This is a genomic window from Streptomyces puniciscabiei, from assembly GCF_006715785.1.
GTDB lineage: Bacteria > Actinomycetota > Actinomycetes > Streptomycetales > Streptomycetaceae > Streptomyces > Streptomyces puniciscabiei.
In genome coordinates, this window is sequence record NZ_VFNX01000001.1 from 3,628,843 (window position 1) to 3,652,613 (window position 23,771).

A 23,771-nucleotide genomic window follows, 5' to 3' on the forward strand; every position below is an offset into this window, starting at 1 on the left:
GGGTTACTTGCTCGGCTTCTTCCCCGTCACGCCCAGGTGGACCAACAGGGCTAGGTTCGGCTTGAGTTCGGCCTGCTTCACGCCCCAGGACGAGAAGCCCTTCTGGTGCGCCGCCACCGCCGCGAGCATCGCGACCAGCGAGCCGGCCACCGCCGCCGGGTTCACGTCCTTGTCGACCCTGCCCTTGGACTGCAACTCGGTGATGGAGTCCGCCAGGGAGTTGTTCACCGAGTTCAGGATCTTCATGCGGATCTTGTAGAACCGTTTGTCCCCCTCGGCCGCGCCGAGGTCGACGACCCGCAGGATCGCGTCGTTCTTGCGCCAGAACTCCAGGAAACCGTCCACGAGTTCCTGGGCGGTCTGCCATCCCGACTTGCCGGCCCAGGACCGCCCCTGGACCAGCTCGGTCAATCCCGCGCCCTCGGCCGCCATTTGCTCGGCGATCTCCAGGACGGCGCCTTCGACGTCGGGGAAGTACTGGTAGAAGGTCGCGGGTGAAGTTCCCGCCTTCCGGGCGACATCGATGACCTTGACGTCCCGGTAGGGGGAGGAGCTGAGCATCTCGCTGAGGCAGTCGAGCAGCTTCTGCCGGGTCGCCTGCCCACGCCGGCCGGCCACGCGGCCGTCGACGGTACGCACTTGTCCTGTCATGCCGTCAGCTTACCGAGGGGTGATCGGAGCGCGATTCGGCCGACTGCAAATGGGGTGCACGGGTGCTCCGAGGATGGTGTGCCTGGTCTGCGCGGTGCGCGTGGCCCGGTTACTTTGACGGCATGGCCGAAAACAGGGCATCCGAGTACGAAGGGGCCGAAGGGGAGGGAGAGGCGGAAGAGGTGGTGGACGCGGAGGTGGTGGAGGCGGAAGAGGCCTATGGGGAAGGTGTGCCCTGCTGGGTGGACGCCCGCCTCTCCGACGTCGAGGCGGGCAAGCGGTTCTACGGTGAGCTCTTCGGGTGGACCTTCGAGGACGCCTACGGCTCCTCGGTGTGGGCGCGGCTGCGGGGGGAGCTCGTCGCCTCGCTGGCGCCCAAGACCGACGGCCGTATGCCCACCGTCTGGACGGTCTCCTTCGCCACCCCGGACGTCGAGGCCCTCGGCCGGCGGATCACCGCGGCCGGCGGGCAGGTGGTCATGGCCCCGTTCCCGGTGGGCGACCTCGGCGTCGCCGCCCTCGCCGCCGATCCCGAGGGCGCGGTGTTCGGGCTGTGGCAGCCGGGCCGGCACCGTGGCTTCGGCCGCCGGCACGAGCCCGGCACCTTCGTCTGGGCCCAGCTGTACACCCGGGACACCGGCGCCGCCAACGCCTTCTACGGCAGCCTCTTCCACGACGCCCTGTTCGGCGCGGGCGCGCGGCCCGACTTCGGCCGGGCCGAGGTCACCGAGGTCTTCCCGGCCGAGATGCCCCCGCACTTCCTCGCCCACTTCCGCGTCGCCGGGCTGGACGACGCCCTCGGTGCCGTGCAGCGGCTCGGCGGGCGGGTGCAGGCGCCACCCTTCGAGACGTCGTACGGACGAGTGGCCGTCGTCACCGACAATCAGGGGGCGTCGTTCGCACTGCTGCAGCGGTGATTCATCCTTTTTGGGTGGATTAAGTATGAGACACCCCTAATGTCACCGGGTTCGCAACCAGCCGTCCGGCCAGGAAGAATCTGGGGTGCGTGCCGCCACGGCGGTGCGGTGGTGAGACGCTGCACTTCGGTCGCGTACATATGTGGATGGCGCGGCTCGTACGGGGAGGTGGCAGGCAAGTGGTGGATCAGCTGACGCAGCACGATCCGCGGCGGATCGGGCCGTTCGAGGTGCTGGGCCGGCTGGGTGCCGGCGGCATGGGGCTGGTCTATCTCGCGCGCTCGGCGTCCGGCCGGCGCGTGGCGATCAAGACGGTGCGCACCGAGCTGGCCGAGGACCAGCTGTTCCGGGTCCGCTTCACCCGCGAGGTGGAGGCGGCCCGCGCGGTCTCCGGCTTCTACACGGCGGCCGTGGTCGACGCCGACCCGCGCGCCGCGGTGCCGTGGCTCGCGACCGCCTACGTCCCGGCGCCCTCGCTCGAGGAGATAGTGAACGACTGCGGGCCGCTCCCGGCCCAGGCCGTGCGCTGGCTCGCCGCGGGTGTGGCGGAAGCCCTGCAGTCCATCCACGGCGCGGGGCTGGTCCACCGCGACCTGAAGCCGTCCAACGTGCTCGTGGTCGAGGACGGCCCCCGGGTGATCGACTTCGGTATCGCCTCCGGCGTCTCCAACACCCGCCTGACCATGACGAACGTCGCCGTCGGCACCCCCGCCTACATGTCCCCCGAGCAGGCCAAGGACTCCCGCAGCGTCACCGGCGCCAGCGACGTCTTCTCGCTCGGCTCCACCCTGGTCTTCGCGGCCACCGGCCACCCGCCCTTCCACGGCGCCAACCCGGTCGAGACCGTCTTCATGCTGCTGCGCGAGGGCCCGGACCTCACCGGCCTGCCCGATGAGCTGCGCCCGCTGATCGAGGCGTGCATGCAGATGGAGGCCGCCGCCCGGCCCACCCCGGCCGACCTCCAGGCCCAGCTCGCGCCCCATCTCTTCGGTTCCGGCTCCGACGACAGCGGCACCGCCTCCGCCTGGCTGCCCGAGAAGGCCGTCGCCCTCATCGAGGCCCGGGGCCGTGGCGGCCGCCCCGCCGCCAAGCCCGCCCCGGCACCGACCGGCGGCCCGAGGAGCGGCGGCCGCGCGGCCGTACCCCCGCCGCCCCCGTACGACCCACCGGCCCCCGCTCCGGCCCCCGTCCCCGTCGGCGCCCCCTCCGCCGCGCCCGACGCCGGCCCGGTCCGGCTGGCCGGCGCCCAGGTGCCCATCGGCCCCGGCCCGCGCGTCGCCGACGCCCGCGCCGCCGCCGTCAAGGCACCCCCGCCGGAGGCCGGCCTGGTCGCCAGCTGGTCCCGCCCGCGCCCCGGCGTCACCGGCCCCGACCCGAGCGTCCCGTCCGCGCCGCCGCAGCCCCCGGAGACCGCGAGCGGCTGGCGGCCCTGGAGGTTCCGCATGTCCAACGAGGTCTGGGGCACCCCCGCCGTCGACGGCGACCTGGTCTACGTCACCTCCTTCGAGGTGCACGCCCTGGACGTGGCCACCGGCCGGCGCCGCTTCAAGACGCGGGACGTCGCCTGGTCCATGGCGGTGTCGGACGGCCGTATCCACGCCTCCGACGGGCCGACCCTGTTCGCCCTGGACGCCCGCCAGGGCACCGACCTGTGGCGGCTGTCCACGGACGCCTGGGTGTACTCCCTGAACGCCGACCACGGCACGGTCGTCACCGGCACCCGGGGCGGCGGTGTGCAGGCCTGGGAGGCCACCAACGGGCAGAAGCTGTGGGAGATCACCGGCTGCCAGACCGACTTCGAGTCCCCGGAGGCGGGCCCCCTCGTCCACGACGGCACGGTCTACGTCTGGCAGGACGCCCGGCTGCGCGCCCTGGAGGCCCGCACCGGCGAGGAGCGCTGGTCGTACCCGGTCGGTGACGCGGCCTCCTGCGGTGGGGTGCCGGTCCGCCTGGCCCCCGCCGCCGACGGCTACGTGTACGTCTCCGCCGGCACCCGCGTCCTCGCCGTCGAGGCGGCGAGCGGCATGGTCCGCTGGCACTTCGAGGCACCCGCGGTCTTCCTCAGCCCGCCGGCCTTCGCCCCGGGCCCGGCGGTCACGGGCGGCGGCGTCTACCTGGCGGACTACCTGGGCACCGTCTACGCCCTCGACGCCACCGACGGCCGCGACCGCTGGCGCATCGCCACCGAGGCGCGTTCGTCGATCGAGCCGGTGCTGGTCGCCGCCGGGCATGTGCACGTGGGCAGCGGCAAGGGCCTGTACACCCTGGACGCCGTCACCGGCACGCCCAAGTGGCGCTTCCAGGCGGGCGGCGACGTCGTGGGCGCCCCGGCGGTGGCCGAGGGCCGTATCCACTTCGGCTCCACCGACCATCTGCTCTACACCCTGAAGGCCGACGACGGCCGCCTGCGCTGGAAGCTGGCGACCGGCGGCGAGATCACCGGCTCGCCGGTGGTCAAGGACGGTGTGGTGTACGCGTGCAGCAAGGACCGCTGCGTGTACGCGCTGGACGCGGAGAAGGGGACGGGCACGGCCCGCACGGCGTGATGCCGCGACGGAGTCGTGCGACGGCCGTCGTACCGGTGTGTCACGGAAGGGCTCCAGACGGCGGCCGTCCCAGGCCTGACGCTACCCCGGGCGCCGGACCCCCGCCACGCAGGTGACCCGGCCGCCCCGCGGACCACGAAGTGAGTAACGGTCCCCTACGCCGATCGGACCCCTCGGCGGAAAGCCCTAGCGCACCCGGAACCCGCCCCTGGGCCGCCCGGCGAACAGCTCCGCCTGCCGCTCGGCCGGCAGATTGCCCAGGGTGACGAGGTGCGGCGCCTGCGCGAACGCCTGGGCCAGGCCGGCCTCCCTGGCCGCCCACAACGCCCGCACGGTCCCCTGCACCCCGGCCGGCGGATACCCGGCGATGACGGCGGCGCAGCGTACGGCGGCCGCCAAGGCCCCGCCGTCCTCGGTGACTTCCGACACGAGCCCGATCTCATGGGCCCGCCGCGCGGAGATCCGCTCGGCGTTCCCCATGAGCGCCATCCGGGCCGCCTCCCCGTACGGCATCCGGGCGGCCACCAGTATCGACTCGTAGGCGCTGACCATGCCGTACGAGGTGTGCGGATCGAAGAAGACGGCCGTCGGGTCGGCGACGACGAACTCGCACTCGCCCAGCAGGTAGAAGGCACCCCCGCAGGCCATTCCGCGCACGGCCGCGACGACCGGCTTCCAGAGGTCATTGGCCTTCGGCCCGACGGTCAGCAAGGGATCGTCCTGCATGTACGGCGACGAGGGCTGCGGCACCACGGCGTCCCGGTCGATCCCGGTGCAGAACGCCCGCTCCCCGCCCCCCGTGAGCACGACGGCCCGCACCGAGTCGTCGAACCGCAACGCCCGCCAGGCACCGGCGAGTTCGTGCGCCGTGTCCAGGTCGATGGCGTTGAGCCGGTGCGGCCGGTCGAGGGTGACGACGGCGACCCCGCTGTCCTTGTCGGCCTCGACCCGCACGCCGCTCACGCGAGCACCCACTGCGGCAGCCCGCCGTCACCGAAGACGGCATGCACCCGGGCGCCGATCCTGAGCCTTTGTGGATCGAGGGAGTCGAGGGGCGCGCCGGCGTGCGTGACCACGTTCCCCACCAGCCGGATCCGCGGGGCGTCCTCCAGCTCCACCACGACGACGTTGTACGGCGCCTGTTCCGCGTAGCCGGTGAGGAGGGGCGGGTGCGGTACGACGTACGACCAGATCCGCCCGCGCCCCGATACCGGCCGCCACTCGGTCGAGAAGGACTGGCAGTGCGGGCAGCAGGGGCGGGGCGGGAAGCGGGGTTCGTGACAGTCGCCGCAGGCCTGGACGCGCAGTTCACCGCGGGCCGCGTACTCCCAGAAGGGCGCGCCGTCGGTGTCGGTGACGGGAGTCAGCATGGGGTCCTTCCTCAGTTCCGCAGGAGGAGGGCGGAGGTGGGCACGCCCTCGCCGGCTGTGACCAGGCAGGTGGCGGCACCGGGCACCTGGGCGGTACTGGTCCCGCGCAACTGCTTCACGCCCTCGTTGATGAGGTTGAAGCCGTGGACGTAGGCCTCGGAGAGTCCGCCCCCACCGGTGTTGAGGGGCAGCCGCCCGCCGATCTCCAGGGCGCCTCCCTCGGTGAAGGCGCCCCCTTCTCCCCGCCCGCAGAAGCCGTACCCCTCCAGGGAGAGCGGGACGAGAGCGGTGAAGGCGTCGTAGATCTGGGCCACGTCGACCTCGTCCGGAGTGAAGTCGGCGTGCTTCCACAGATGCCGGGCGGCGGTCCAGGCGGGGCCGGTGAGGGGGTCGTCGTTCCAGTAGTTGACCATGCCGTGGTGCTGCGCGGGCAGGCCCTGGGCGGCGGAGTGGACGTACACGGGCCGCCGGGCACAGTCCCGGGCGCGCTCCCTGCTGACGATCACGCAGGCGAGGGCCCCGTCCGTCTCCAGGCAGTTGTCGAAGAGGCAGAGCGGCTCGCTGATCCAGCGCGAGGTCATGTACATCTCGCGGGTCAGCGGGCGTTCGTACATCACGGCGGCCGGGTTCTGGTTGGCCCGGTTCCGGCAGGCGAGGGCGACGTTGAAGAGGTGATCGCGGGTGGCGCCGTACTCGTGCATGTACCGCCGTGCCAGCATGGCGATCTCGTCGGCGGGACGGAGGAGGCCGAAGGGCCGGGTCCACTGGGCCGGGGTGGGGAGTTGGACGCGGGTGTTGGTCCACGGCCGCGGCCCGGACCCCCGCTTCCGTGACCGCCAGGCGACCCCGACGGTGGCCTGCCCGGAGGCGATGGCGGCGGCGAGATGGGCGACGGTGGCGCAGGACCCGCCCCCGCCGTACCCCACCTTGCTGAAGAAGGTCAGATCCCCGAACCCCACGGCCTTCGCGAGCTCGACCTCGTCGGTCTCCTCCATGGTGTAGGAGGCGAGACCGTCGACCTCGCCGGGCGCGATCCCCGCGTCGTCGAGCGCGGCGAGCACGGCCCGGCAGGCGAGCGTCTTCTCGTCCTCGGCGAGACGCTTGGCGAACGAGGTCTGCCCGATCCCGACGATGGCGGTGGCGTCCTTGAGCCCGGTTGCTGCCATGCCGTCCTCCCCCTCCTCCTGACCTCCTGACAGTCCGTCAGATTACAGCTAATCTGACGGGCAGTCAGCTCTGCGGTGACAGGGGGCCTGGGATGAGCGACTGGGACACCGTGCCCGATCTGGTCCGGTGGTCGGCCGAGCGCTACGCGGACACGGAGGCGGTGGTCGAGGGCCGTACCAGGATCACGTACGCCGAACTGGGCGCCCGCGTCGAGCGTGCGGCGGCGGCCTGCGTGGCGAGCGGGGTGCGGACGGGCGACCGGGTGGCCGTCTGGGCCCCCAACTCCCTGGACTGGATCACGGCAGCGCTCGGCGCGGTCACCGCGGGCGCCGTCCTCGTCCCGCTCAACACCCGCTTCAAGGGCACGGAGGCCGCGGACGTACTGCGCCGCAGCGGGGCCCGCCTGCTCTTCGTGACGGGCACGTTCCTGGGCGCGTCGTACGTGGCGAGCCTGCGGCGGGCGGCGGGGGAGGGGGCGCCGACGGGCCCGGGTCCGCTCCCCGGCCTCCCGGCCCTGGAACAGGTGGTCGTCCTGTCGGAGGACGCGCCGCCGGACTTCCGCACGTGGAAGGACTTCCTGGCGGGAGGAGAGGGGGTATCGGCGGCCGAAGTGCGGAAAAGAGCCAGGGAGTTGGACGCTTCGGCACCGTCGGACATCATCTACACGTCGGGTACGACGGGCCGCCCGAAGGGCGCCGTGATCACGCACGCCCAGACCCTCCGGGCGTACGAGATCTGGGCGGACCTGGCGGGGCTGCGTACCGCCGACCGCTACCTGATCATCAACCCCTTCTTCCACACCTTCGGCTACAAGGCCGGGGTGATCGCCTGCCTGATGCGCGGGGCGACGATGATCCCGCAGCCGGTGTTCAACGTGGAGACGGCACTGGCGAACATAGCGGCGGAACGGATCTCGGTGCTCCCCGGCCCGCCCACCCTCCACCAGTCACTGCTGGACCACCCCGCCCGCGACGCCCACGACCTCTCGGCGCTGCGCCTGGTGGTGACGGGAGCGGCGGTCGTACCGCTGCAGCTGGTGGAACGCCTGCGCGGCGAACTCGGCGTCGACACGGTCCTCACCGCGTACGGCCTGTCGGAGGCGAGCGGGATCGTCACGATGTGCCGGCGCGGCGACGCCCCGTCGGTCATCGCCGCCACCTCCGGCCGGGCGATCCCGGGCACGGAGATACGGCTGGTGGACGCGACGGGCACGCCGGTACGGCCCGGCGAGGCAGGCGAGATCCTGGTGCGCGGCTTCAACGTCATGAGCGGCTACTACGACGACCCGGCGGCGACGGCCGAGGCGATCTCCCCCGACGGCTGGCTGAGGACGGGCGACGTGGGCGTCCTGGACGAGGCGGGCAACCTGCGCATCACGGACCGCATCAAGGACATGTTCATCGTCGGCGGCTTCAACGCCTACCCGGCGGAGATAGAGCAACTGCTGGGCACGCATCCGGATGTGCGCGAGGTGGCGGTGATCGGCATACCCGACACCCGACTGGGCGAGGTCGCCAAGGCGTACGTGGTCCGCCGCCCCGGCTCGCCCCTGACCTCCGACGACCTGATCGCCTGGGCACGCAGGGAGATGGCGAACTACAAGGTGCCGAGGGCGGTGGACTTCGTACCGGAACTCCCCAGGAACGCGAGCGGCAAGGTGGTGAAGGGGGTTCTGCGGGGGAGGGGGTGAGAGGGCCGGGGGCGAATCGCACTCACGGAGCTGCGAAGTTGCCGCGGGGCCGCCCGCTTCTCGGCGATCGTCGTGCTTCCGCGAGCTGCGGGGTCAGTCCTTCAGCGAGCCGGCGGGCTCGGCGTTCACCGAACCTGACCTCCCCCGGACACACCTCGGCCGCGACGGCTCCCCCTCGGCGCCGTCGCGGCCGGTCCCCCGTCCGGGAGGTGGCTCAGCTGGGTTCGGACGTGACGTGGGTGTTGTCCGGGGTCACCGTGCCGTCGGCGGCGGCTGCCGGGGCGTCCGTGACGTGGGTGTTGAGCGGCTGGACCGTCTCGCCCGCCGGGGCGTCCGTGACGTGGGTGTTGAGCGGCTGGACCGTCTCGCCCGCCGGGGCGTCGGTGACATGCGTGTTGTCCGGCTGGACAATCGTGTTGTTGTCGGTGTTGCTCATGGTGCCTCCCCTGGGTGGATCACTGCGGAACGTGAGGGCCCGCCCGGTCACTCCCCCGTGGGTGGCCGGGCGGGCCACTCGGGCCGCCCAACCCTAATCCCCCGGTGCGGCGACCCTCACCGCGGTCCGTCTGCCCCCCGACACGACGGATCGACAACCAGAAGAGTGCCGTGCCGCGATAAACGAATGATGAACGTCCCGGCAGAAGCTCAGGCGGCTGCCACCGGGGTGAGGAGTCGGCGGACCCCGTCCGCTTCCGGGGCGTTCAGCTTCTCGTAGATCTCCAGGGCTTCACGCCAGCAGACCTGGGCTCGGCCGGAGTGCCCGATCCCGTTCAGGGCTCTGCCCAGCACAGTCAGGACATGGCCGCGGCGCCAATCGCCTCCGATGCCTCGAAGGACGGTGAGCGCCATCTCGGCGTTGCTCGCGGCCTGTGACGGCCTGCGTGCGTCCAGGTCGACCTCGGCGAGCCGGCAGAGCGTCATGCCTTCCCACAGGCGCTGGCGGCTGTCGCGGAAGACGCGCAGGGCTTCTTCCAACTGCTCGGTCGCGCTGTCGTGCCGGCCGGATTTGCCGAGGGCCAGGCCGAACGCGTAGCGCCCGTTCGCTCCCCTGAGGGTGTGGCCGAGCTCCTGGTAGATGTCCGTTCCCTGGCGGGCGAGGACGACCGCGGTGTCGGCGCGGTCCGTCGCAAGGTGCAGACGGGACAGGTTGCACAGGGCGGCCGCCGTGCCGGCGAGGTCGCCGCAGGCGCGGAACTTGTCGATGGCCTGGCTGAAATAGCCTTCGGCGTCCTCGTGCCGGTTCTGGTAGAACGCCGTGCTGCCCAGCACGTTCGCCGCCCAGCAGGAGGGCAGTGGATCGTGGGCCGCTTCGGCGAGCTGGAATGCCTCCAGCGCCTCGCCGTACGCCTGATCGAACACCCCCGAGAACAGCCGCGCATTGCTCAGTACGACCGAGGCCCTGCCCTCGGCTCGCACATCGCCGACGGCCCGTGCGGCCGCCCTCAGCGCGGCGGCGGCCGCCTCGTACTCCCTTGAGTTGGCGCCGGATTCGGCAAGGTCGACGGACGCCCACAGAAGATCGATCGCGCGCCGCAGCGTGCTGCCATCAGCGGACTGCCGTACGCAGGCGAGCAGACAGACCGCCTCCGCGTACAGCCAGTCCTGGGCCTTGTGCCGGTCCTCGAACCCGAGCCCCGGGTACGCGGTCGGCTGCAGGTGATCCACCAGCCGGTCCCCCGGCCGCTCCATCGCGTAGACCTGGGCCGCCGTGGCCAGATAGAAGTCCAGCAACCGCGACATCGCGGCCTCGCGCTCGCCGGGCGGCTGCTCGTCCCGTTCCGCGCACGCACGCGCGTAGAGCCGGACCAGGTCGTGGAAGCGGTAGCGTCCCGGTGCCGCGGACTCCAGCAACGACGTGTCCACCAGGGACTCCAGCAGGTCCTCGGTCTCCTCCACGGGAAGATCCAGGACCGCCGCCGCGGCCGCCAGGGAGATGTCCGGGCCGTCGGCCAGGCCCAGCAGCCGGAACGCCCGGGCCTGGGCCGGTTCCAGCTGGCCGTAGCCGAGCTCGAAGGTGGCCTTGACCGCGAGGTCGCCGGCCTGCAGTTCGTCCAGGCGACGGCGTTCGTCCGCGAGCTTCGCCGCCAGGACCGACACCGTCCACGTACGCCGGGCGGCGAGCCGGGACGCCGCGATGCGGATCGCCAGCGGCAGGAAGCCGCAGGCCGCGACCACGTCCAGCGCGGCCTCCCGCTCCGCCGCCACCCGCTCCTCGCCCACGATCTTCGTGAAGAGGGCGAGCGCCTCCTCCGGGGACATCACGTCCAGGTCCACCAGGTGGGCGCCCGCCAGGTCGACCATGCGGACCCGGGACGTCACCAGGGCCGCGCAGCCCTCGGTCCCCGGCAGCAGGGGCCGTACCTGTGCCGCGTCCTTCGCGTTGTCCAGCAGCACCAGGACCCGCCGGCCGTCCAGGACCGAGCGGTACAGGGCCGCCCGTTCGTCCAGGGAGTCCGGGATCGCCGAGTCCGCCGTGCCCAGCGCCCGCAGGAAGGAGCCCAGGACCGTTTCCGGTTCCGCCGGGCGTGGCCCGGCGCCCTGCAGGTCCACGTACAGCTGGCCGTCGGGGAAGGCGCCCCGCGCCCGGTGGGCCACGTGCACCGCCAGGGTGGTCTTGCCCACCCCGCCGATGCCGGCCAGCGCCGACACGGCCATCACCCGGCCCCCGGCGTCCGGGGACTCCGACGCCGACGCCAGCACCTCGCTCAGTTCGGACACGAATCCGGCCCGGCCCGTGAAGTCCGGGACCGTCGCCGGCAACTGGGCCGGCCGGACCGGGACCACCGAGGGCTCCGGCGCCGGGGACGACGGCTCCGCCAGGGCCGGGTCCGCCTGCAGGATGCGCTGCTGCAGCTCGCGCAGGCCCGGGCGCGGGTCCACGCCCAGTTCCTCGGCCAGCAGGCGGCGGGTGTCGGCGTAGACCGCGAGGGCCTCCGCCTGCCGGCCGCTGCGGTACAGGGCCAGCATCAGCAGTTCGCGCAGGCGCTCCCGCAGCGGATGGGCCGCGGTCAGTGCCGTCAGTTCCGAGACCGCCTCCGTGTGGCAGCCCTGCTCCAGGTCCATGTCCAGGCGGGATTCCAGCAGGCCCAGGCGCCACTCCTCCAGGCGGACCCGCTGGGTCTCGGCGTACGGGCCGGGGACGCCGGCCAGCACCTCGCCGTCCCACAGGGCCAGGGCTTCGCTCAGCACCGAACGGGCCCGGCACAGGTCGCCGGCCGCCCGTGCCTTCTCCGCCTCCGCCGCCAGGTCCTGCGCGACCGCCAGGTCCAGGGCGCCCTCGGCCGGTACCCGCACCGCGTAACCGCCGGATTCGCTGACCAGGACCCCGGGCGGCAGGATCTTGCGCAGGCGGGAGGCGTAGGTCCGCACCGCCGCCAGTGCCTGCGACGGGGGCTCGGCGCCCCACAGCGCGTCGATGAGCTCCGCCGCCGTGGCCGTACGGCCCTCGCGCAGCAGCAGGGCGGCCAGCAGGGCGCGCTGCTGGGGAGAGCCCGTGCTGAGCTGCTCCTCGCCGCGCCAGGCCCGCACCGGACCGAGCACGCCGAACCGCAGCGTCTCCTGCTCCGTGACGGTCACGGAGCCGGGACGCCGCTGCTCAGGCACTCGCGGCCCACCGTCCATGCGTTCGTCCCCCTAGGGCCTGTCCGGCGGATCACGCCGGAATCGCGGGGCATGGCACGCCCATCTGCGGCGTTGTCGTCGGTTGCCGACGCTCCGCGTCGCCGCCCTCCTCCGCCTTCCAGCTGGACGCACCATGCCCCGCTCACCTGTACTGACAAACCACCGTTGCCTGAAGCCGGCCTGATCCGCCGGACAGGCCCAGGCATCACGAACAACCCCGTCAGTTTGCCTTGTTCCGGGCGGTTCCGTCAGCCGTGGGAGACGCCGATCACAGGGTGGCGTATCGCCGCACACAAACCCCTCACACCCTCTTTGCAGACACCCACTAGCTGACGGACCGTCAGATCGGCGCTACCGTGAGGGACATGGAGACCACACAGTTCCCGCTGATCATCTCCGTCGACGACCACACCGTTGAGCCCGCCGGGGTCTGGCAGGACCGGCTGCCGAGGAAGTACCGGGACGTCGGGCCCCGGATCGTGCGCGCCCCGCTGAAGGAGATGACCTTCCTCGGCGGGCGTTTCAAGCCCGTCATGGGCGAACCCGGCAGCACCGAGGGGCCCCTCGGTGACTGGTGGGTCTACGAGGACCTGCGGCGCCCCCTCACCCGGCTCGACACCGCCGTGGGGTGCAGCAGGGACGAGGTCAGGCTGGAGGTCATCACCTACGAGCAGATGCGGCCGGGGTCGTACGACGTGCCCGCGCGGCTCGCCGACATGGACGTCAACCATGTGCAGTCCGCCCTGTGCTTTCCCACCTTCCCGCGCTTTTGCGGGCAGACCTTCACCGAGGCCGCCGACAGGGAACTCGCCCTGCTGTGCGTGCGCGCCTACAACGACTGGATGGTGGAGGAGTGGTGCGGCCCCGAGGCGCACGGACGGCTGATACCGCTCACGCTCATCCCCCTGTGGGACGCCGAGCTGGCCGCCCAGGAGGTACGGCGCAACGCCGCGCGGGGCGTCAGGGCCGTCGCCTTCTCCGAGATACCCCCGCACCTCGGCCTGCCGTCCGTCCACACCGACGACTGGGACCCCTTCCTCGCCGCCTGCGACGAGACCGGCACGGTCGTCGCCATGCACATCGGTTCCAGCAGCCGCATGCCCTCCACCTCCGCCGACGCCCCGCCCGCCGTCGGCTCCACCATCACCTTCGCCAACTGCTGCTTCTCGATGGTCGACTGGCTGATGAGCGGCAAGTTCGAGCGGTTCCCGAACCTGAAGGTCATGTACGCCGAGGGTCAGATCGGGTGGATCCCGTACATCCTCGAACGCGCCGACGTGGTGTGGGAGGAGAACCGGGGCTGGGGCGGGGTCGCCGAGAAGGTCACCCGGCCGCCGTCCGAGCTGTTCGCCGGGCATGTCCACGGCTGCTTCTTCGACGACGCCTTCGGCCTCAGGAACCTCGACGCCATCGGGGTCGGCAACGTCCTGTACGAGACCGACTACCCGCACTCCGACTCCACCTGGCCCAAGTCCCGCGAGGTCGGTGAGGCCCAGATGGGGCATCTGCCGGCGGACGTGGTCGAGCGGATCGTGCGCGGCAACGCCATCGAGCTGCTGGGGCTCACCCCCGAGGGGCGCTGGCGGTGAGTGCCCTGGCGTACGGCATCCAGCTGCCCGTCCAGGCGCAGAGCACCCTGTTCGCGGAAGCGTGGGAGGCCGGGGCGGGGCCGGCGGACCTGGTGGCCGTCGCGCGGGCCGCGGACCGGGCCGGGTTCGACTACCTCGCCGTCTGCGATCACGTGGGTGTCCCGCGCCGTCTCGCCCCCGCCATGAGCACGGTCTGGTACGACCCGGTCGGCACCCTCGCCCACCTCGCCGCCGTCACCGAGCGGGTGCGCCTGCTCAGTCATGTGGCGGTCGTGGCGCTGCGGCACCCCCTGCTCACCGCCAAGCAGTACGCCACCCTCGACCACCTCTCCGGCGGCAGGCTGGTCCTCGGGGTCGGGGCCGGGCACGTGCGGGAGGAGTTCGAGGCGCTCGGGGTGGACTTCGAGCGGCGGGGGGCCGTGCTGGACGAGGTGATCGACGCGCTGCGGGCCGCCCTGGGAGCGGAGGAGTTCCCCGAGCATCACGGGAAGTCGTACGACTTCGCCGGGCTCGGCCAGCGGCCCCGGCCCGCGCAGCCGAACGTCCCCCTCTGGGTCGGCGGCTCCTCGCCCGCCGCCGTGCGCCGGGCCGCGCTGAAGGGGGACGGCTGGCTGCCGCAGGGGGACCCGCGGGAGAGGCTGCCCGCGCAGATCGCCCGACTGCGGCAGGTGCGCGAAGAGGCCGGCGTCGAGGGGCCGTTCACGGTCGGCGCCCTCGCCGAGCCGCTGTACGTCGGGCGGGCCGGCTGGGACGTCGGGCGGCGGACGCTCACCGGGGTGCCGGAGGAGATCGCCGAGTCGCTGCGGGCGTACCGGGCGATGGGCGTGGACCAGGTCCAGGTGCGCTTCCGCAGCCGGAGCCGCGCCGAACTGATCGAGCAGATCGAGCTGTTCGGGGCGGAGGTCGCGCCCCTGCTGAGCTGAGGAGCGGGTGGACATGGGCAAGCTGGACGGGCGGGTCGTCATCGTCACCGGGGCGGCACGCGGGCAGGGCGAGCAGGAGGCGCGGCTGTTCCGGGCCGAGGGGGCGCGGGTGGTCGTCGCGGACGTGCTGGACGACCAGGGGCAGGCCCTGGCCAAGGAGATAGGCGCGCTGTACGTCCATCTCGACGTCGGCACCGAGGACGGCTGGCGGGAGGCCGTCGAGGCGGCGAAGGGGACGTACGGGCGGATCGACGGGCTGGTGAACAACGCGGGGATCCTGCGCTTCAACGCCCTCGTGGACACCCCGCTGGACGAGTTCATGCAGGTCGTTCAGGTCAACCAGGTCGGCTGCTTCCTGGGGATGAAGGCGGTGGCGCCTCAGATGGCCGACGGCGGGACCATCGTCAACACCGCCTCCTACACGGCCCTGACCGGCATGGCGGCCGTGGGCACCTACGCCGCCACCAAGCACGCCGTGCTGGGGCTGACCCGGGTGGCCGCGCTGGAGCTGGCGGGCCGGGGCATCCGGGTCAACGCGATCTGCCCGGGCGCCATCGACACCCCGATGTCCAACCCGGCGCGGCTCGACCCGGACGCCGACCCGGAGGAGATGAGCCGGGCCCTGGACGAGCTGTACCGCAAGCTCGTGCCGCTCGGGCGGGTCGGGCAGCCGGAGGAGGTGGCCCGGCTGGCGCTGTTCCTCACCTCGGCGGACTCGTCGTACATCACCGGGCAGCCGTTCGTGATCGACGGCGGGTGGCTGGCGGGGGTCAGCGTGATCTGACTCCCCGTCAGCTATTGACGGTCGCGGTGGCCGATGCGACAGTCGGCCAACAAGAGATCTGACGATACGTCAGAAATGACTGAGGACGGTGAACGGCCTTGGAATTCGGGCTCTTTGTACAGGGATACGTGGGCAAGCGCGCCGAGACCGACCCGCTGGCCGAGCACAAGGCGCTGATGGAGGAGACCGAGTACGTCATCCAGGCGGACAAGTCCGGTTTCAAGTACGCCTGGGCCTCCGAGCACCACTTCCTGGAGGAGTACTCGCACCTGTCCGCCAACGACGTCTTCCTCGGGTATCTCGCCCACGCGACCGAGCGGATCCACCTCGGCTCCGGGATCTTCAACCCCCTGGCCCAGGTCAACCACCCCGTGAAGGTCGCCGAGAAGGTCGCCATGCTCGACCACCTCAGCGAGGGGCGCTTCGAGTTCGGCAGCGGGCGCGGCGCCGGCAGCCACGAGATCCTGGGGTTCATACCGGGTGTGACCGACATGAACTACACCAAGGAGATCTGGGAGGAGACCATCGCCGAGTTCCCGAAGATGTGGCTCCAGGACGAGTACGCCGGCTTCCAGGGCAAGCACTGGCAGCTGCCGCCGCGCAAGGTCCTGCCGAAACCGTACGGGAAGTCGCACCCGGCGATGTGGTACGCGGCCGGATCTCCGCCGTCGTACGCCATGGCCGCGAAGAAGGGGCTCGGCGTGCTCGGCTTCAGCATCCAGAAGGTGTCCGACATGGAGTGGGTGCTGGAGCAGTACAAGACGGCGGTCGTGAACGCGGAGCCGGTGGGGGACTTCGTCAACGACAACGTGATGGTGACGACGACCGCGATCTGCGCGCCCACGCACGCGGAGGCGATAGAGATCGCGGTGAACGGCGGTCTGCACTATCTGCCCTCGCTCGTCTTCCGGTACCACGACACCTTCCCGCGCCCCGAGGGCTTCCCGGTGTGGCCGGAGACGCTGCCCCCGTACACGCCGGAGTTCGTGGAGCTGCTCGTGGAGGAGGAGCTGCTCATCTGCGGCGACCCCGACGAGGTGCTGCGGCAGTGCAAGAGGTGGGAGCAGGCGGGCGCCGACCAGCTGAGCTTCGGGTTGCCGGTGGGGGTGCCGAAGGAGGAGACGCTGCAGACGATCCGGCTGATCGGGGAGCATGTGATTCCGAAGATCGACACGGATCCGGTGCATCGGACGACCCGGTTCCGGAAAGCTGTCTGAGGGGGTTCCGGGCATGTTGGACCACCTGATCAAGGGCGCGTCCGTTGTCGATGGGACGGGCGCCCCCGCCTTCACCGCCGACGTCGGCATCCGGGGCGGCCGGGTCGCCGCCATCGGCGAGGTCGGCGAAGACGCCCGCACCACCGAGGACGCCACCGGCCTCGTCCTCGCCCCCGGCTTCGTCGACCCCCACACCCACTACGACGCCCAGCTCTTCTGGGATCCGTACGCCACGCCCTCCCTCAATCACGGGGTGACGACGGTCGCCGCCGGGAACTGCGGGTTCACCCTGGCGCCGCTCAACCCCGCCCGCCCCGAGGACGCCGACTACACGCGCCGGATGATGTCCAAGGTGGAGGGGATGTCGCTGGTGGCGCTGGAAGAGGGGGCGCCCTGGAGCTGGCACTCCTTCGGGGAGTACCTGGACGCCCTCGAAGGGCGGATCGCCGTCAACGCCGGATTCATGGTGGGGCACTGCGCGCTGCGGCGGTACGTCATGGGGCCGCAGGCCGTCGGAGGGCAGCCGAGCGAGGAGCAGCTCGGGGCGATGCTGGGGCTGCTGCACGAGGCCATGGACGCCGGCGCCTGGGGGCTGTCCACCACGCAGTCCGGTACCCACTCGGACGGGGACGGGCAGCCGGTCGCCTCCCGGCACGCGCGGCCGGCGGAGCTGCTGGCGCTGTCGAATGCCGTCGGCGAGCACGAGGGCACGCAGATCGAGGCGATCGTCGCCGGCTGTCTGGACCAGTTCGACGACGACGAGATCGACCTGCTCGTGGAGATGAGCGCGGTCGCCGGGCGGCCGCTCAACTGGAACGTGCTCACCGTCGACGCGGCCGTACCGGAGCGGGTGCCACGGCAGCTGAGCGCGAGCGAGCGGGCCCGGAAGGCGGGCGGGCGGGTGGTGGCCCTCACCATGCCGATCCTCACCCCGATGAACATGTCCCTCGGGACCTTCTGCGCCCTCAACCTCATCCCCGGCTGGGGGCCGGTCCTCGGACTGCCCGTGCCGGAGCGGATCGCCAGGCTCCGGGACCCCGCCGTCCGGGCGGAGATGCTGCGGCGGGCCCGGTCGAAGGAGGCGGGCGTCTTCCGGCGGCTGGCGAACTTCGGGCGGTACGTCATCGGGGACACCTACAGCGAGGCCAACCGGGGGCTGACGGGCCGGGTCGTACGGGACATCGCCGAGGAGCGCGGGCAGGACCCGTTCGCGTGCCTGGTCGACATCTGCGCCAACGACGAGCTGCGTACGGTGCTGTGGCCGATGCCGACCGACAACGACCCGGCGTCCTGGGCGCTGCGCGCCGAGACCTGGCAGCACGAGGACGTGCTGCTCGGCGGCTCCGACGCGGGCGCGCACCTGGACCGGATGTGCGGGGCGCCGTACACCACCCGGTTCCTCGGGGACTGTCTGCGCGGGCGCAAGCTGCTCGGTCTGGAGCAGGCGGTGAAGATGCTGACCGGCGACCCGGCGCGGCTGTTCGGACTGCGCGAGCGGGGGCAGGTGCGGGAGGGCTGGCATGCGGACCTCGTGCTGTTCGACCCGGAGCGCATCGACGCCGGTCAGGCCCGGCTGGTGCACGACCTGCCGGGTGACAGTCCCCGCCTGGACTCCAGGGCGCTCGGGGTGCGCGCCGTGTGGGTCAACGGGGTCGAGGCGATCCGGGACGACGCGGTGACCGGGGCCGTACCGGGGAAGGTGCTGCGCTCCGGCACCGACACGCGGACGGTGAGCACCCGGTGAGCCGGTTGGGCCCGGTGGCCCCGGCGGGCGAGGGGCAGCGGCTGTTCGTCGGCGGCCAGTGGGTGGAGCCGGACGGCGGGCACTACCCGGTGACCGACCCGGCCACCGAGGAGACCGTGGGCTGGGCGCCGGAAGCCTCGGCCGAGCAGGCGCGGGCGGCCTGTGCGGCGGCCCGGGAGGCGTTCGGGGCATGGTCGCGGACCCCGCCGGAGGAGCGGGCGGCGGTGCTGGGCCGGGCGGCCGACCTGATCCGCGACCGGACGGGGCCGTACACCGAGCTGGCCCGCGCGGAGACCGGCGCGACCACGGGGACCGCCCGGGCGATGCAGGTCGGGGTGGCCGCCGCCCGGTTCCGGCGGTACGCGCGCGTGGAGCCCGCCGAGTGGGCGATCGCGCCGCAGATCAACGAGGCCGGGCCGATGGGCAGGGCCGGGGTGATGGGCGCACTGGCGGTACGCCAGCCCGTCGGGGTCGTCACCTGCGTCACCTCCTACAACAACCCGTGGGCCAACCCGGCCGGCAAGGTCGCACCGGCCCTCGCCATGGGCAACACGGTGGTGGTGAAACCCGCCCCGCAGGATCCGCTGTCCGTCTACCGGATGGCCGAGGCACTCGAGGCGGCCGGGGCGCCGCCGGGGGTGGTGAACGTCGTCTCCGGGCGTGAGGTGGCCGTGGGCGAGGCGGCGGTGGCCTCCGACGACGTCGACATGGTCAGCTTCACCGGCTCCACGGCCGTCGGCCGGCGCATCGCCGAGGTGTGCGGACGGGACATGAAACGCCAGCTCATGGAACTGGGCGGCAAGGGCGCGGCGCTCGTGTTCGACGACGCCGACCTCGGCTCGGCCGTCGCCGGCATCGGCACCACCTTCTCCTTCTACAGCGGGCAGATCTGCACGGCACCGACCCGGGTGCTGGCCCAGCGCGGGGTGTACGAGCGGCTGGTCGAGCAACTCGCCGCATACGCACGGCGGCTGAAGGTGGGGGATCCCCGGGAGCCGGACACCGTCGTCGGGCCGCTGATCTCGGCGGAGCACCGGGCGCGGGTGGAGTCGTACGTCGAACTCGGCCGCAAGGAGGGCGCGTCGCTGGTCACCGGCGGCGAACGGACTGCGCCGGACCGGGGTTTCTACGTCTCGCCCACCCTCTTCGCCGACTGCGCCCATGACATGCGCGTGGCCCGCGAGGAGATCTTCGGCCCGGTGGTCGTCGTGATCCCCTTCGACGACGAGGACGAAGGAGTCGCCCTCGCCAACGACTCCGAGTACGGCCTCATCGACTACGTCTGGTCCGGTGATGTCGCCCGCGCCTTCCGCGTGGCCCGCCGACTGCGCGCCGGCGGCGTCGGGATCAACACCGTCGGCCGCAACATGGAGGCCCCGTTCGGCGGCTTCAAGAAGAGCGGCGTCGGCCGCGACGTGGGCGTGTACGCCCTGCACGCGTACAGCGAGGTACAGGCGATCGTGTGGCCGGGGTGAGGGGCACCGTACTAGAGGTCGAACACGGCACGGAGCCCGAACTCGACCGCTTCCATGACGCGCTCGTCCACCGGCCCCAAGTCGCGGGCGAAGCGTGGCTCGGACAGCGTGCGGAACTCACCGAGGACGATGGTGCCGGTCGAGGGCGAGGTGACAGGGATGTCGACGAGCGTGGGTTCGCGTACTTGCTGCGGGTAGATCAGCACGCAGGTGGCGCACTTGTTCTGGGTGTTCAGTCCGTCGGACGAGATCACCAGGACGTGCGCGGGGCCACCGGCAATGGTCACTTCGTAGACGTGGCCGCGCTTCACCGGCCCGCCACCCGTGCCCACCGCTGCAAGGTGTCCTCCTCGCTCTCGCCCGGCTCGCCGACCGTCGTCACGATCCCGGCCTCCGCGCGCACTCGCGCGGACCGTTCCAGTTCCTCGGCGAGCATCTGGCGGCGCAGTATCCGGGCGGTGTAGGCGGACGCGTTGCCCTTGGCCTTCACGAAGGCGGCCACGTCGTCCGGCAGGCTCATCGTCATGTTGACCGTCATGCAGCCATCATATCGATTGCCGTGTCCTTATGTCACGGCTGGGTGTGGTTGGCAGGGTCACTCCGGGCACCCGGCCGCTGGACCAGGTCCGTGCCGTCCGGGAAGCGGATCTCGGGGAAGTCCGCCGCCGTCAACTGGGCCACCGCGACCATCCGCTCCGTGTACGGCCTTCCGTTCACGTCCTTGTGGTCGGCGCACTCCGGCCACGGCTCGGCGGCCGGCCACCACAGGGGGCCGCCGATGTGGCTGTCGCGCGGGCCGGGTGTGCCGCCGCGCGGGTGCAGCCGGACGGCCGGGCGGGCGTGCGGCAGCAACTCCGGGAAGTCGCGGGCCGGTTCGATGAGCGAGGGGGCGGTGGTGAGCTTCACGCCCGCAGTGTTGCCGGGCTCAGCCGTCCAGGTCCACCCGGATCGTCAGCAGGTCGGTCCCGAAGGCCCGTACCGCCGCGCTGTTGAATCGGGGCAGGGAGCGCAGGCGGGCCACCGGGTCGTCGTCGGGGAGGAGATGGGCGGTGCCGGTGTGCCAGTGGCCGCCGATGCGGACGCGGACCCTGGGGTCGGCCTGGATGTTGCGCACGTACTGCGACCTGTGGCCGAACTCGGAGACCAGCCAGAAGGACCGGCCCACCCGGCGCCCGCCGACGGGCGTCCGCCGGGGCAGCCCGGAGGCGCGGCCGGTGGTCTCCAGGAGGGTCTGGAACGGCAGCCGCCGGTTCAGCGGGTTGGCCAGATGCCGCTGGAATCCGGTCACGAGGCGGTGCTTGAGGGGGGAGTGGCCGGACATCTCTCCTGCCTCCTGTGTGCCGTGCCTGCCGCGGCTCGCGCGGATGCCGTGGCAGCAGTGTAGGGGGCTTGTGCGGCGCGAACGGGTGTACGGCTCCCGCGTGTTAGCCTCCTGCGCGGTCGTGATCAATTGCAAACGGGGGAGCATGATGGGCGCGTCTTCGGACGGCTACGCGGTCAAGTCCGGGATATCCGGACAGGCGAAGGAACTGAACGGCGCGGGCGACGACGCCGGGAAGATCCGCGGGGCGATCCAGCCCGGCATGTGCTACATGGACGACGCTCTCGGCGGACCGGACGCCGCCGCCGCGTTCAACGCGTACGCCGCCGCCTGGGAGGCGGAGGCCAAGACGCTGGAGTCGGCGCTGCACGAACTGGCCGGCAAGGTACGGCTGGCGAAGGGGGCGTACGACGGCAGCGACAGCCTCGTCGACACGAGCGTCCGCAGTGTGCGGGTCGGTGACGGTTCCCTGAGCACCATGCCCGCCCCGGTCGGTGACCGTTACGTCAGCACCATGCCCGCCCCCGTGGGTGACCGTTACGTCAGCACCATGCCCGCCCCCGCCACCCGGCCGTCGGCGCTGACCGGGTACTGAGGGGCGCGCGATGACGGAGTCCACGAGCGACCGCCGCAAGCGGCTGGGCGACCTGCAGCACAGCATTTCCACGGCCGGCAGCAAGAACGACCTGATCGACGCGATCGAGGACGCCCTCGGCGTGTCCGCCCCGGTGGGTGACCCGGCCACCCTGGAGAGCCTGGGCAAGACGTACCGCGAACAGATCGACGACGCCGGCCGGCTGCGGGAGCGGGTCGACAGGATCGCCCGCAGCGGCCTGCCCGAGGTGTGGGCCGGTGACACCAGCGTCCTCGCCTCCGACGCGGTGGCCGCGGCCGGGCGGGAGGTGACGCGGCTGTCGGACGCGTTCGAGGGTGGGGCCAAGGCCCTGATCAGGCTGGCCGACGCGATCAAGGACGCCCAGAAGCAGGACGGCGAGGGTCGGGCCAAGCTGAACGAGGCCCGCACGATGCTCGGCGGCAGGGACGGCTTCTTCGACGACTGGTACGAGGACGACGACGAGGAGGCCGCACGGCTGAAGGCCCGTTCGGTCGCCACCGCGGGCGCCGACCTGCTGCACAAGGCCGCGGTCGCCGCCGACGACGCCGCCCACGCCGCCGCCCGGGACCTCAACAAGTGGGCCTCCCAGGCGCGGGCCGGAAAGCTGGACGGCGCCGACGGGCTCACCGCCGTCGACCGGCTGGCGCTGGCCGACGCCAGCAATGTCGACGGCGACCCCGAGATGAACGAGATCCTCACCGCCAACGACCTGGAACGCTCCCGCCGTGCCATGGACCGTCTCTCGGCCGCCGACCGGGCCCGCATGGACCAGCTGCTGGCCGGCGCCTCCACCCCGCAGGAGAAGGCGTACATCCTGAAGGCCCTCGCGGCCGGGCACGGTGTGGGCGACGTGGAGACGTTCGCCGGGAAGATCCACGGCAAGGATCCGGCATGGCTGGAGGAGCACCTCGCGCCGATCACCACGCAGGCCGACAGCATGGCCGACGAGGGTCTGAACGACGACGGCTCCAACCACAACCAGGACGACCAGAAGTTCCTCTCCCAGGGCTGGACCCAGGGCGGCGACGGCCAGGAGAACACCTGCGTCGCCTCGTCCACCGTCACCGCCCGGGCCATGGTCGACCCCGTCTACGCCCTCGACCTGACCGGCGGTCCCAGCGGACAGGAGAACGACGCCGACGCCTTCCGCCACCGCCTGGTGGCCGAACAGCACCGGGTGCACCTGGAGGGCGACGGCGGCGACAACTGGACCGGGATGGACAACGACGGCAAGACCGAGGTCGTCAACAAGGAGATCAGCCCGGAGACCGGAAGCAAGTACGAGTTCCACGAGGTCCGTGACGCGGACGCGCGGCGCGCCGTCCTGCCGGACATCGAGAAGGCGGTGGCCGACGGCAAGCCGGTGCCCATCGGCGTCGAGGGGTACGACAAGAAGGGGACCCGGTCCGGTCATGCCATGATGATCATCGGGCAGGAAGGCGACAAGCTGGAGATCTACAACCCGTGGGGCACGACCACCTGGGTCAGCGAGGACGACTTCGTCAACGGGGGCATGGCGAAGGCCAGCAACAACTCGATGCCCGACGCCTACGCCGTGCACCTTCCCCAGGACTGACCATGAACAGACGACACGCACTGGTCGGCCCGGCCGCCGTGGCCTGCCTGTTCGCCCTGACCGGGTGCGGCGCGAGCGGAGGGTCCGCCGCCGAGTACCACGTCAAGGACCGGGCCATCACCGTCGAGCCCGGCAAGCGGTTCGCCCTCACCGTCCCGGCGTCTCCGGGCCTGGGCCAGCACTGGTACCTGACCGACCCGAAGCCGGACGCGAGCGTGCTGAAGTACCGGGGCGGGCGGGAGGACTGGAAGGGCGGCGGCGACACCGACGGCGGCACCCAGGGCACCCAGTCCTTCGACTTCACCGCCCTCGCGAAGGGCAGGGCCACGGTACGGCTGCTGTACTGCCCGATGAGCACGTGCCACGGCCCGGACGACACGGCGACTCCGTACCCCACCGGCACGGCCCCGGCACCCGCCCGCTCCACCGCCACGGCCACCCCGTCGCCCACCCCCGGGAGCTCGGTGTCCCCGTCGCTGTCCCCGTACCCCACCCAGACCGGTACCGGCAGCCCGGGCTCCCACGCCGGCTTCTACGTCTTCACCATCACCGTCCGCTGACCCG

At 72.1% G+C, this 23,771-nt stretch carries 22 protein-coding genes; 12 read left to right on the forward strand and 10 right to left on the reverse strand.

What is annotated here, in order from left to right; translation table 11 throughout:
• Window positions 1-3 precede the first annotated feature (3 nt).
• Window positions 4-651, reverse strand: coding sequence for a TetR/AcrR family transcriptional regulator (locus tag FB563_RS16780; protein WP_199833022.1), 648 nt, complete (start codon window positions 649-651; stop codon window positions 4-6).
• Between the two features lie 122 nt (window positions 652-773).
• Here FB563_RS16780 and kbpA point away from each other — a divergent pair, with 122 nt between their 5' ends.
• Both kbpA and afsK read left to right on the forward strand, forming a co-directional pair.
• Entirely contained in the window at window positions 774-1,568 is a 795-nt protein-coding gene (gene kbpA, locus FB563_RS16785) for an AfsK-binding protein KbpA (RefSeq protein ID WP_167528492.1), read from the forward strand.
• 179 nt (window positions 1,569-1,747) lie between these two features.
• On the forward strand, window positions 1,748-4,114 hold the full coding sequence (gene afsK, locus FB563_RS16790; RefSeq protein ID WP_142218750.1) for a protein serine/threonine kinase AfsK: 2,367 nt from the start codon (window positions 1,748-1,750) through the stop codon (window positions 4,112-4,114).
• 186 nt (window positions 4,115-4,300) lie between these two features.
• Here the strand turns inward: afsK and FB563_RS16795 are convergent, their stop codons facing one another.
• The 3 genes from FB563_RS16795 to FB563_RS16805 are packed head-to-tail and all read right to left on the reverse strand — an operon-like array spanning window position 4,301 to window position 6,650.
• Entirely contained in the window at window positions 4,301-5,077 is a 777-nt protein-coding gene (locus tag FB563_RS16795) for an enoyl-CoA hydratase/isomerase family protein (protein ID WP_055710636.1), read from the reverse strand.
• Entirely contained in the window at window positions 5,074-5,484 is a 411-nt protein-coding gene (locus FB563_RS16800) for a Zn-ribbon domain-containing OB-fold protein (RefSeq protein ID WP_142218751.1), read from the reverse strand. The genes FB563_RS16795 and FB563_RS16800 overlap by 4 nt, the downstream gene beginning before the upstream one ends.
• Before the next feature lie 11 nt (window positions 5,485-5,495).
• Window positions 5,496-6,650 carry a lipid-transfer protein gene (locus FB563_RS16805; protein WP_055707689.1) on the reverse strand — a complete coding sequence of 385 codons (1,155 nt, stop codon included), beginning with the start codon at window positions 6,648-6,650 and terminating at the stop codon, window positions 5,496-5,498.
• Window positions 6,651-6,742: 92 nt separating this feature from the next.
• Between FB563_RS16805 and FB563_RS16810 the strand changes: the two genes are divergently transcribed.
• On the forward strand, window positions 6,743-8,341 hold the full coding sequence (locus FB563_RS16810) for a FadD3 family acyl-CoA ligase (RefSeq protein WP_142218752.1): 1,599 nt from the start codon (window positions 6,743-6,745) through the stop codon (window positions 8,339-8,341).
• A gap of 214 nt (window positions 8,342-8,555) precedes the next feature.
• Here FB563_RS16810 and FB563_RS16815 read toward each other — a convergent pair whose 3' ends face one another.
• Window positions 8,556-8,777 (reverse strand): hypothetical protein, encoded by a 222-nt coding sequence (locus FB563_RS16815; protein WP_055703498.1) that lies wholly within the window; start codon window positions 8,775-8,777, stop codon window positions 8,556-8,558.
• Window positions 8,778-8,986: 209 nt separating this feature from the next.
• A complete protein-coding gene (gene afsR / locus FB563_RS16820; protein WP_055703497.1) occupies window positions 8,987-11,962 on the reverse strand; it encodes an SARP-family global regulator AfsR in 2,976 nt (991 codons plus the stop codon).
• A gap of 365 nt (window positions 11,963-12,327) precedes the next feature.
• On the opposite strand from afsR, the gene FB563_RS16830 reads away from it, so the two are divergent.
• From FB563_RS16830 to FB563_RS16855, 6 genes are all read left to right on the forward strand, one after another.
• Window positions 12,328-13,551 (forward strand): amidohydrolase family protein, encoded by a 1,224-nt coding sequence (locus FB563_RS16830; RefSeq protein ID WP_055703496.1) that lies wholly within the window; start codon window positions 12,328-12,330, stop codon window positions 13,549-13,551.
• Between the two features lie 5 nt (window positions 13,552-13,556).
• Window positions 13,557-14,474, forward strand: coding sequence for a TIGR03619 family F420-dependent LLM class oxidoreductase (locus FB563_RS16835; protein ID WP_079048474.1), 918 nt, complete (start codon window positions 13,557-13,559; stop codon window positions 14,472-14,474).
• Window positions 14,475-14,487: 13 nt separating this feature from the next.
• Entirely contained in the window at window positions 14,488-15,258 is a 771-nt protein-coding gene (locus tag FB563_RS16840; RefSeq protein ID WP_055703494.1) for an SDR family NAD(P)-dependent oxidoreductase, read from the forward strand.
• 98 nt (window positions 15,259-15,356) lie between these two features.
• Window positions 15,357-16,475, forward strand: a complete 1,119-nt coding sequence (locus FB563_RS16845; protein ID WP_079048472.1) for an LLM class flavin-dependent oxidoreductase — start codon at window positions 15,357-15,359, stop codon at window positions 16,473-16,475.
• A 13-nt stretch (window positions 16,476-16,488) separates the two neighbouring features.
• Window positions 16,489-18,219: an N-acyl-D-amino-acid deacylase family protein gene (locus FB563_RS16850; RefSeq protein WP_055703492.1), complete on the forward strand. Its 1,731-nt coding sequence runs from the start codon at window positions 16,489-16,491 to the stop codon at window positions 18,217-18,219.
• Window positions 18,216-19,694 (forward strand): aldehyde dehydrogenase family protein, encoded by a 1,479-nt coding sequence (locus tag FB563_RS16855; RefSeq protein ID WP_411573159.1) that lies wholly within the window; start codon window positions 18,216-18,218, stop codon window positions 19,692-19,694. Before FB563_RS16850 ends, FB563_RS16855 begins: the two co-directional genes overlap by 4 nt.
• Before the next feature lie 11 nt (window positions 19,695-19,705).
• On the opposite strand, the gene FB563_RS42960 is transcribed toward FB563_RS16855, so the two are convergent.
• The 4 genes from FB563_RS42960 to FB563_RS16870 are packed head-to-tail and all read right to left on the reverse strand — an operon-like array spanning window position 19,706 to window position 21,015.
• Window positions 19,706-20,005, reverse strand: a complete 300-nt coding sequence (locus FB563_RS42960; protein ID WP_167528493.1) for a type II toxin-antitoxin system PemK/MazF family toxin — start codon at window positions 20,003-20,005, stop codon at window positions 19,706-19,708.
• A complete protein-coding gene (locus FB563_RS42965; RefSeq protein ID WP_055703489.1) occupies window positions 20,002-20,232 on the reverse strand; it encodes a Clp protease/crotonase-like domain-containing protein in 231 nt (76 codons plus the stop codon). Before FB563_RS42965 ends, FB563_RS42960 begins: the two co-directional genes overlap by 4 nt.
• A 32-nt stretch (window positions 20,233-20,264) precedes the next feature.
• Complete coding sequence (locus tag FB563_RS16865; protein WP_142218753.1) at window positions 20,265-20,600, reverse strand: YwqG family protein; 336 nt, start codon at window positions 20,598-20,600, stop codon at window positions 20,265-20,267.
• A 19-nt stretch (window positions 20,601-20,619) separates the two neighbouring features.
• On the reverse strand, window positions 20,620-21,015 hold the full coding sequence (locus FB563_RS16870; protein ID WP_142218754.1) for a nitroreductase/quinone reductase family protein: 396 nt from the start codon (window positions 21,013-21,015) through the stop codon (window positions 20,620-20,622).
• A gap of 148 nt (window positions 21,016-21,163) precedes the next feature.
• Here FB563_RS16870 and FB563_RS16875 point away from each other — a divergent pair, with 148 nt between their 5' ends.
• The 3 genes from FB563_RS16875 to FB563_RS16885 are packed head-to-tail and all read left to right on the forward strand — an operon-like array spanning window position 21,164 to window position 23,767.
• Window positions 21,164-21,610, forward strand: coding sequence for a hypothetical protein (locus FB563_RS16875; RefSeq protein ID WP_142218755.1), 447 nt, complete (start codon window positions 21,164-21,166; stop codon window positions 21,608-21,610).
• A gap of 10 nt (window positions 21,611-21,620) precedes the next feature.
• On the forward strand, window positions 21,621-23,207 hold the full coding sequence (locus tag FB563_RS16880; protein WP_142218756.1) for a peptidoglycan-binding protein: 1,587 nt from the start codon (window positions 21,621-21,623) through the stop codon (window positions 23,205-23,207).
• 2 nt (window positions 23,208-23,209) lie between these two features.
• On the forward strand, window positions 23,210-23,767 hold the full coding sequence (locus FB563_RS16885; RefSeq protein ID WP_142218757.1) for a hypothetical protein: 558 nt from the start codon (window positions 23,210-23,212) through the stop codon (window positions 23,765-23,767).
• The last annotated feature ends 4 nt before the right edge of the window (window positions 23,768-23,771 follow it).

Bases quoted from the DNA above. Each gene is read 5' to 3' on its own strand.
- FB563_RS16780 (WP_199833022.1), bottom strand. From the start codon at position 651: ATGACAGGACAAGTGCGTACCGTCGACGGCCGCGTGGCCGGCCGGCGT.
- kbpA (WP_167528492.1), top strand. From the start codon at position 774: ATGGCCGAAAACAGGGCATCCGAGTACGAAGGGGCCGAAGGGGAGGGA.
- FB563_RS16800 (WP_142218751.1), bottom strand. From the start codon at position 5,484: ATGCTGACTCCCGTCACCGACACCGACGGCGCGCCCTTCTGGGAGTAC.
- FB563_RS16805 (WP_055707689.1), bottom strand. From the start codon at position 6,650: ATGGCAGCAACCGGGCTCAAGGACGCCACCGCCATCGTCGGGATCGGG.
- FB563_RS16810 (WP_142218752.1), top strand. From the start codon at position 6,743: ATGAGCGACTGGGACACCGTGCCCGATCTGGTCCGGTGGTCGGCCGAG.
- FB563_RS16815 (WP_055703498.1), bottom strand. From the start codon at position 8,777: ATGAGCAACACCGACAACAACACGATTGTCCAGCCGGACAACACGCAT.
- afsR (WP_055703497.1), bottom strand. From the start codon at position 11,962: ATGGACGGTGGGCCGCGAGTGCCTGAGCAGCGGCGTCCCGGCTCCGTG.
- FB563_RS16830 (WP_055703496.1), top strand. From the start codon at position 12,328: ATGGAGACCACACAGTTCCCGCTGATCATCTCCGTCGACGACCACACC.
- FB563_RS16840 (WP_055703494.1), top strand. From the start codon at position 14,488: ATGGGCAAGCTGGACGGGCGGGTCGTCATCGTCACCGGGGCGGCACGC.
- FB563_RS16850 (WP_055703492.1), top strand. From the start codon at position 16,489: ATGTTGGACCACCTGATCAAGGGCGCGTCCGTTGTCGATGGGACGGGC.
- FB563_RS42965 (WP_055703489.1), bottom strand. From the start codon at position 20,232: ATGACGGTCAACATGACGATGAGCCTGCCGGACGACGTGGCCGCCTTC.
- FB563_RS16870 (WP_142218754.1), bottom strand. From the start codon at position 21,015: ATGTCCGGCCACTCCCCCCTCAAGCACCGCCTCGTGACCGGATTCCAG.
- FB563_RS16875 (WP_142218755.1), top strand. From the start codon at position 21,164: ATGGGCGCGTCTTCGGACGGCTACGCGGTCAAGTCCGGGATATCCGGA.
- FB563_RS16880 (WP_142218756.1), top strand. From the start codon at position 21,621: ATGACGGAGTCCACGAGCGACCGCCGCAAGCGGCTGGGCGACCTGCAG.
- FB563_RS16885 (WP_142218757.1), top strand. From the start codon at position 23,210: ATGAACAGACGACACGCACTGGTCGGCCCGGCCGCCGTGGCCTGCCTG.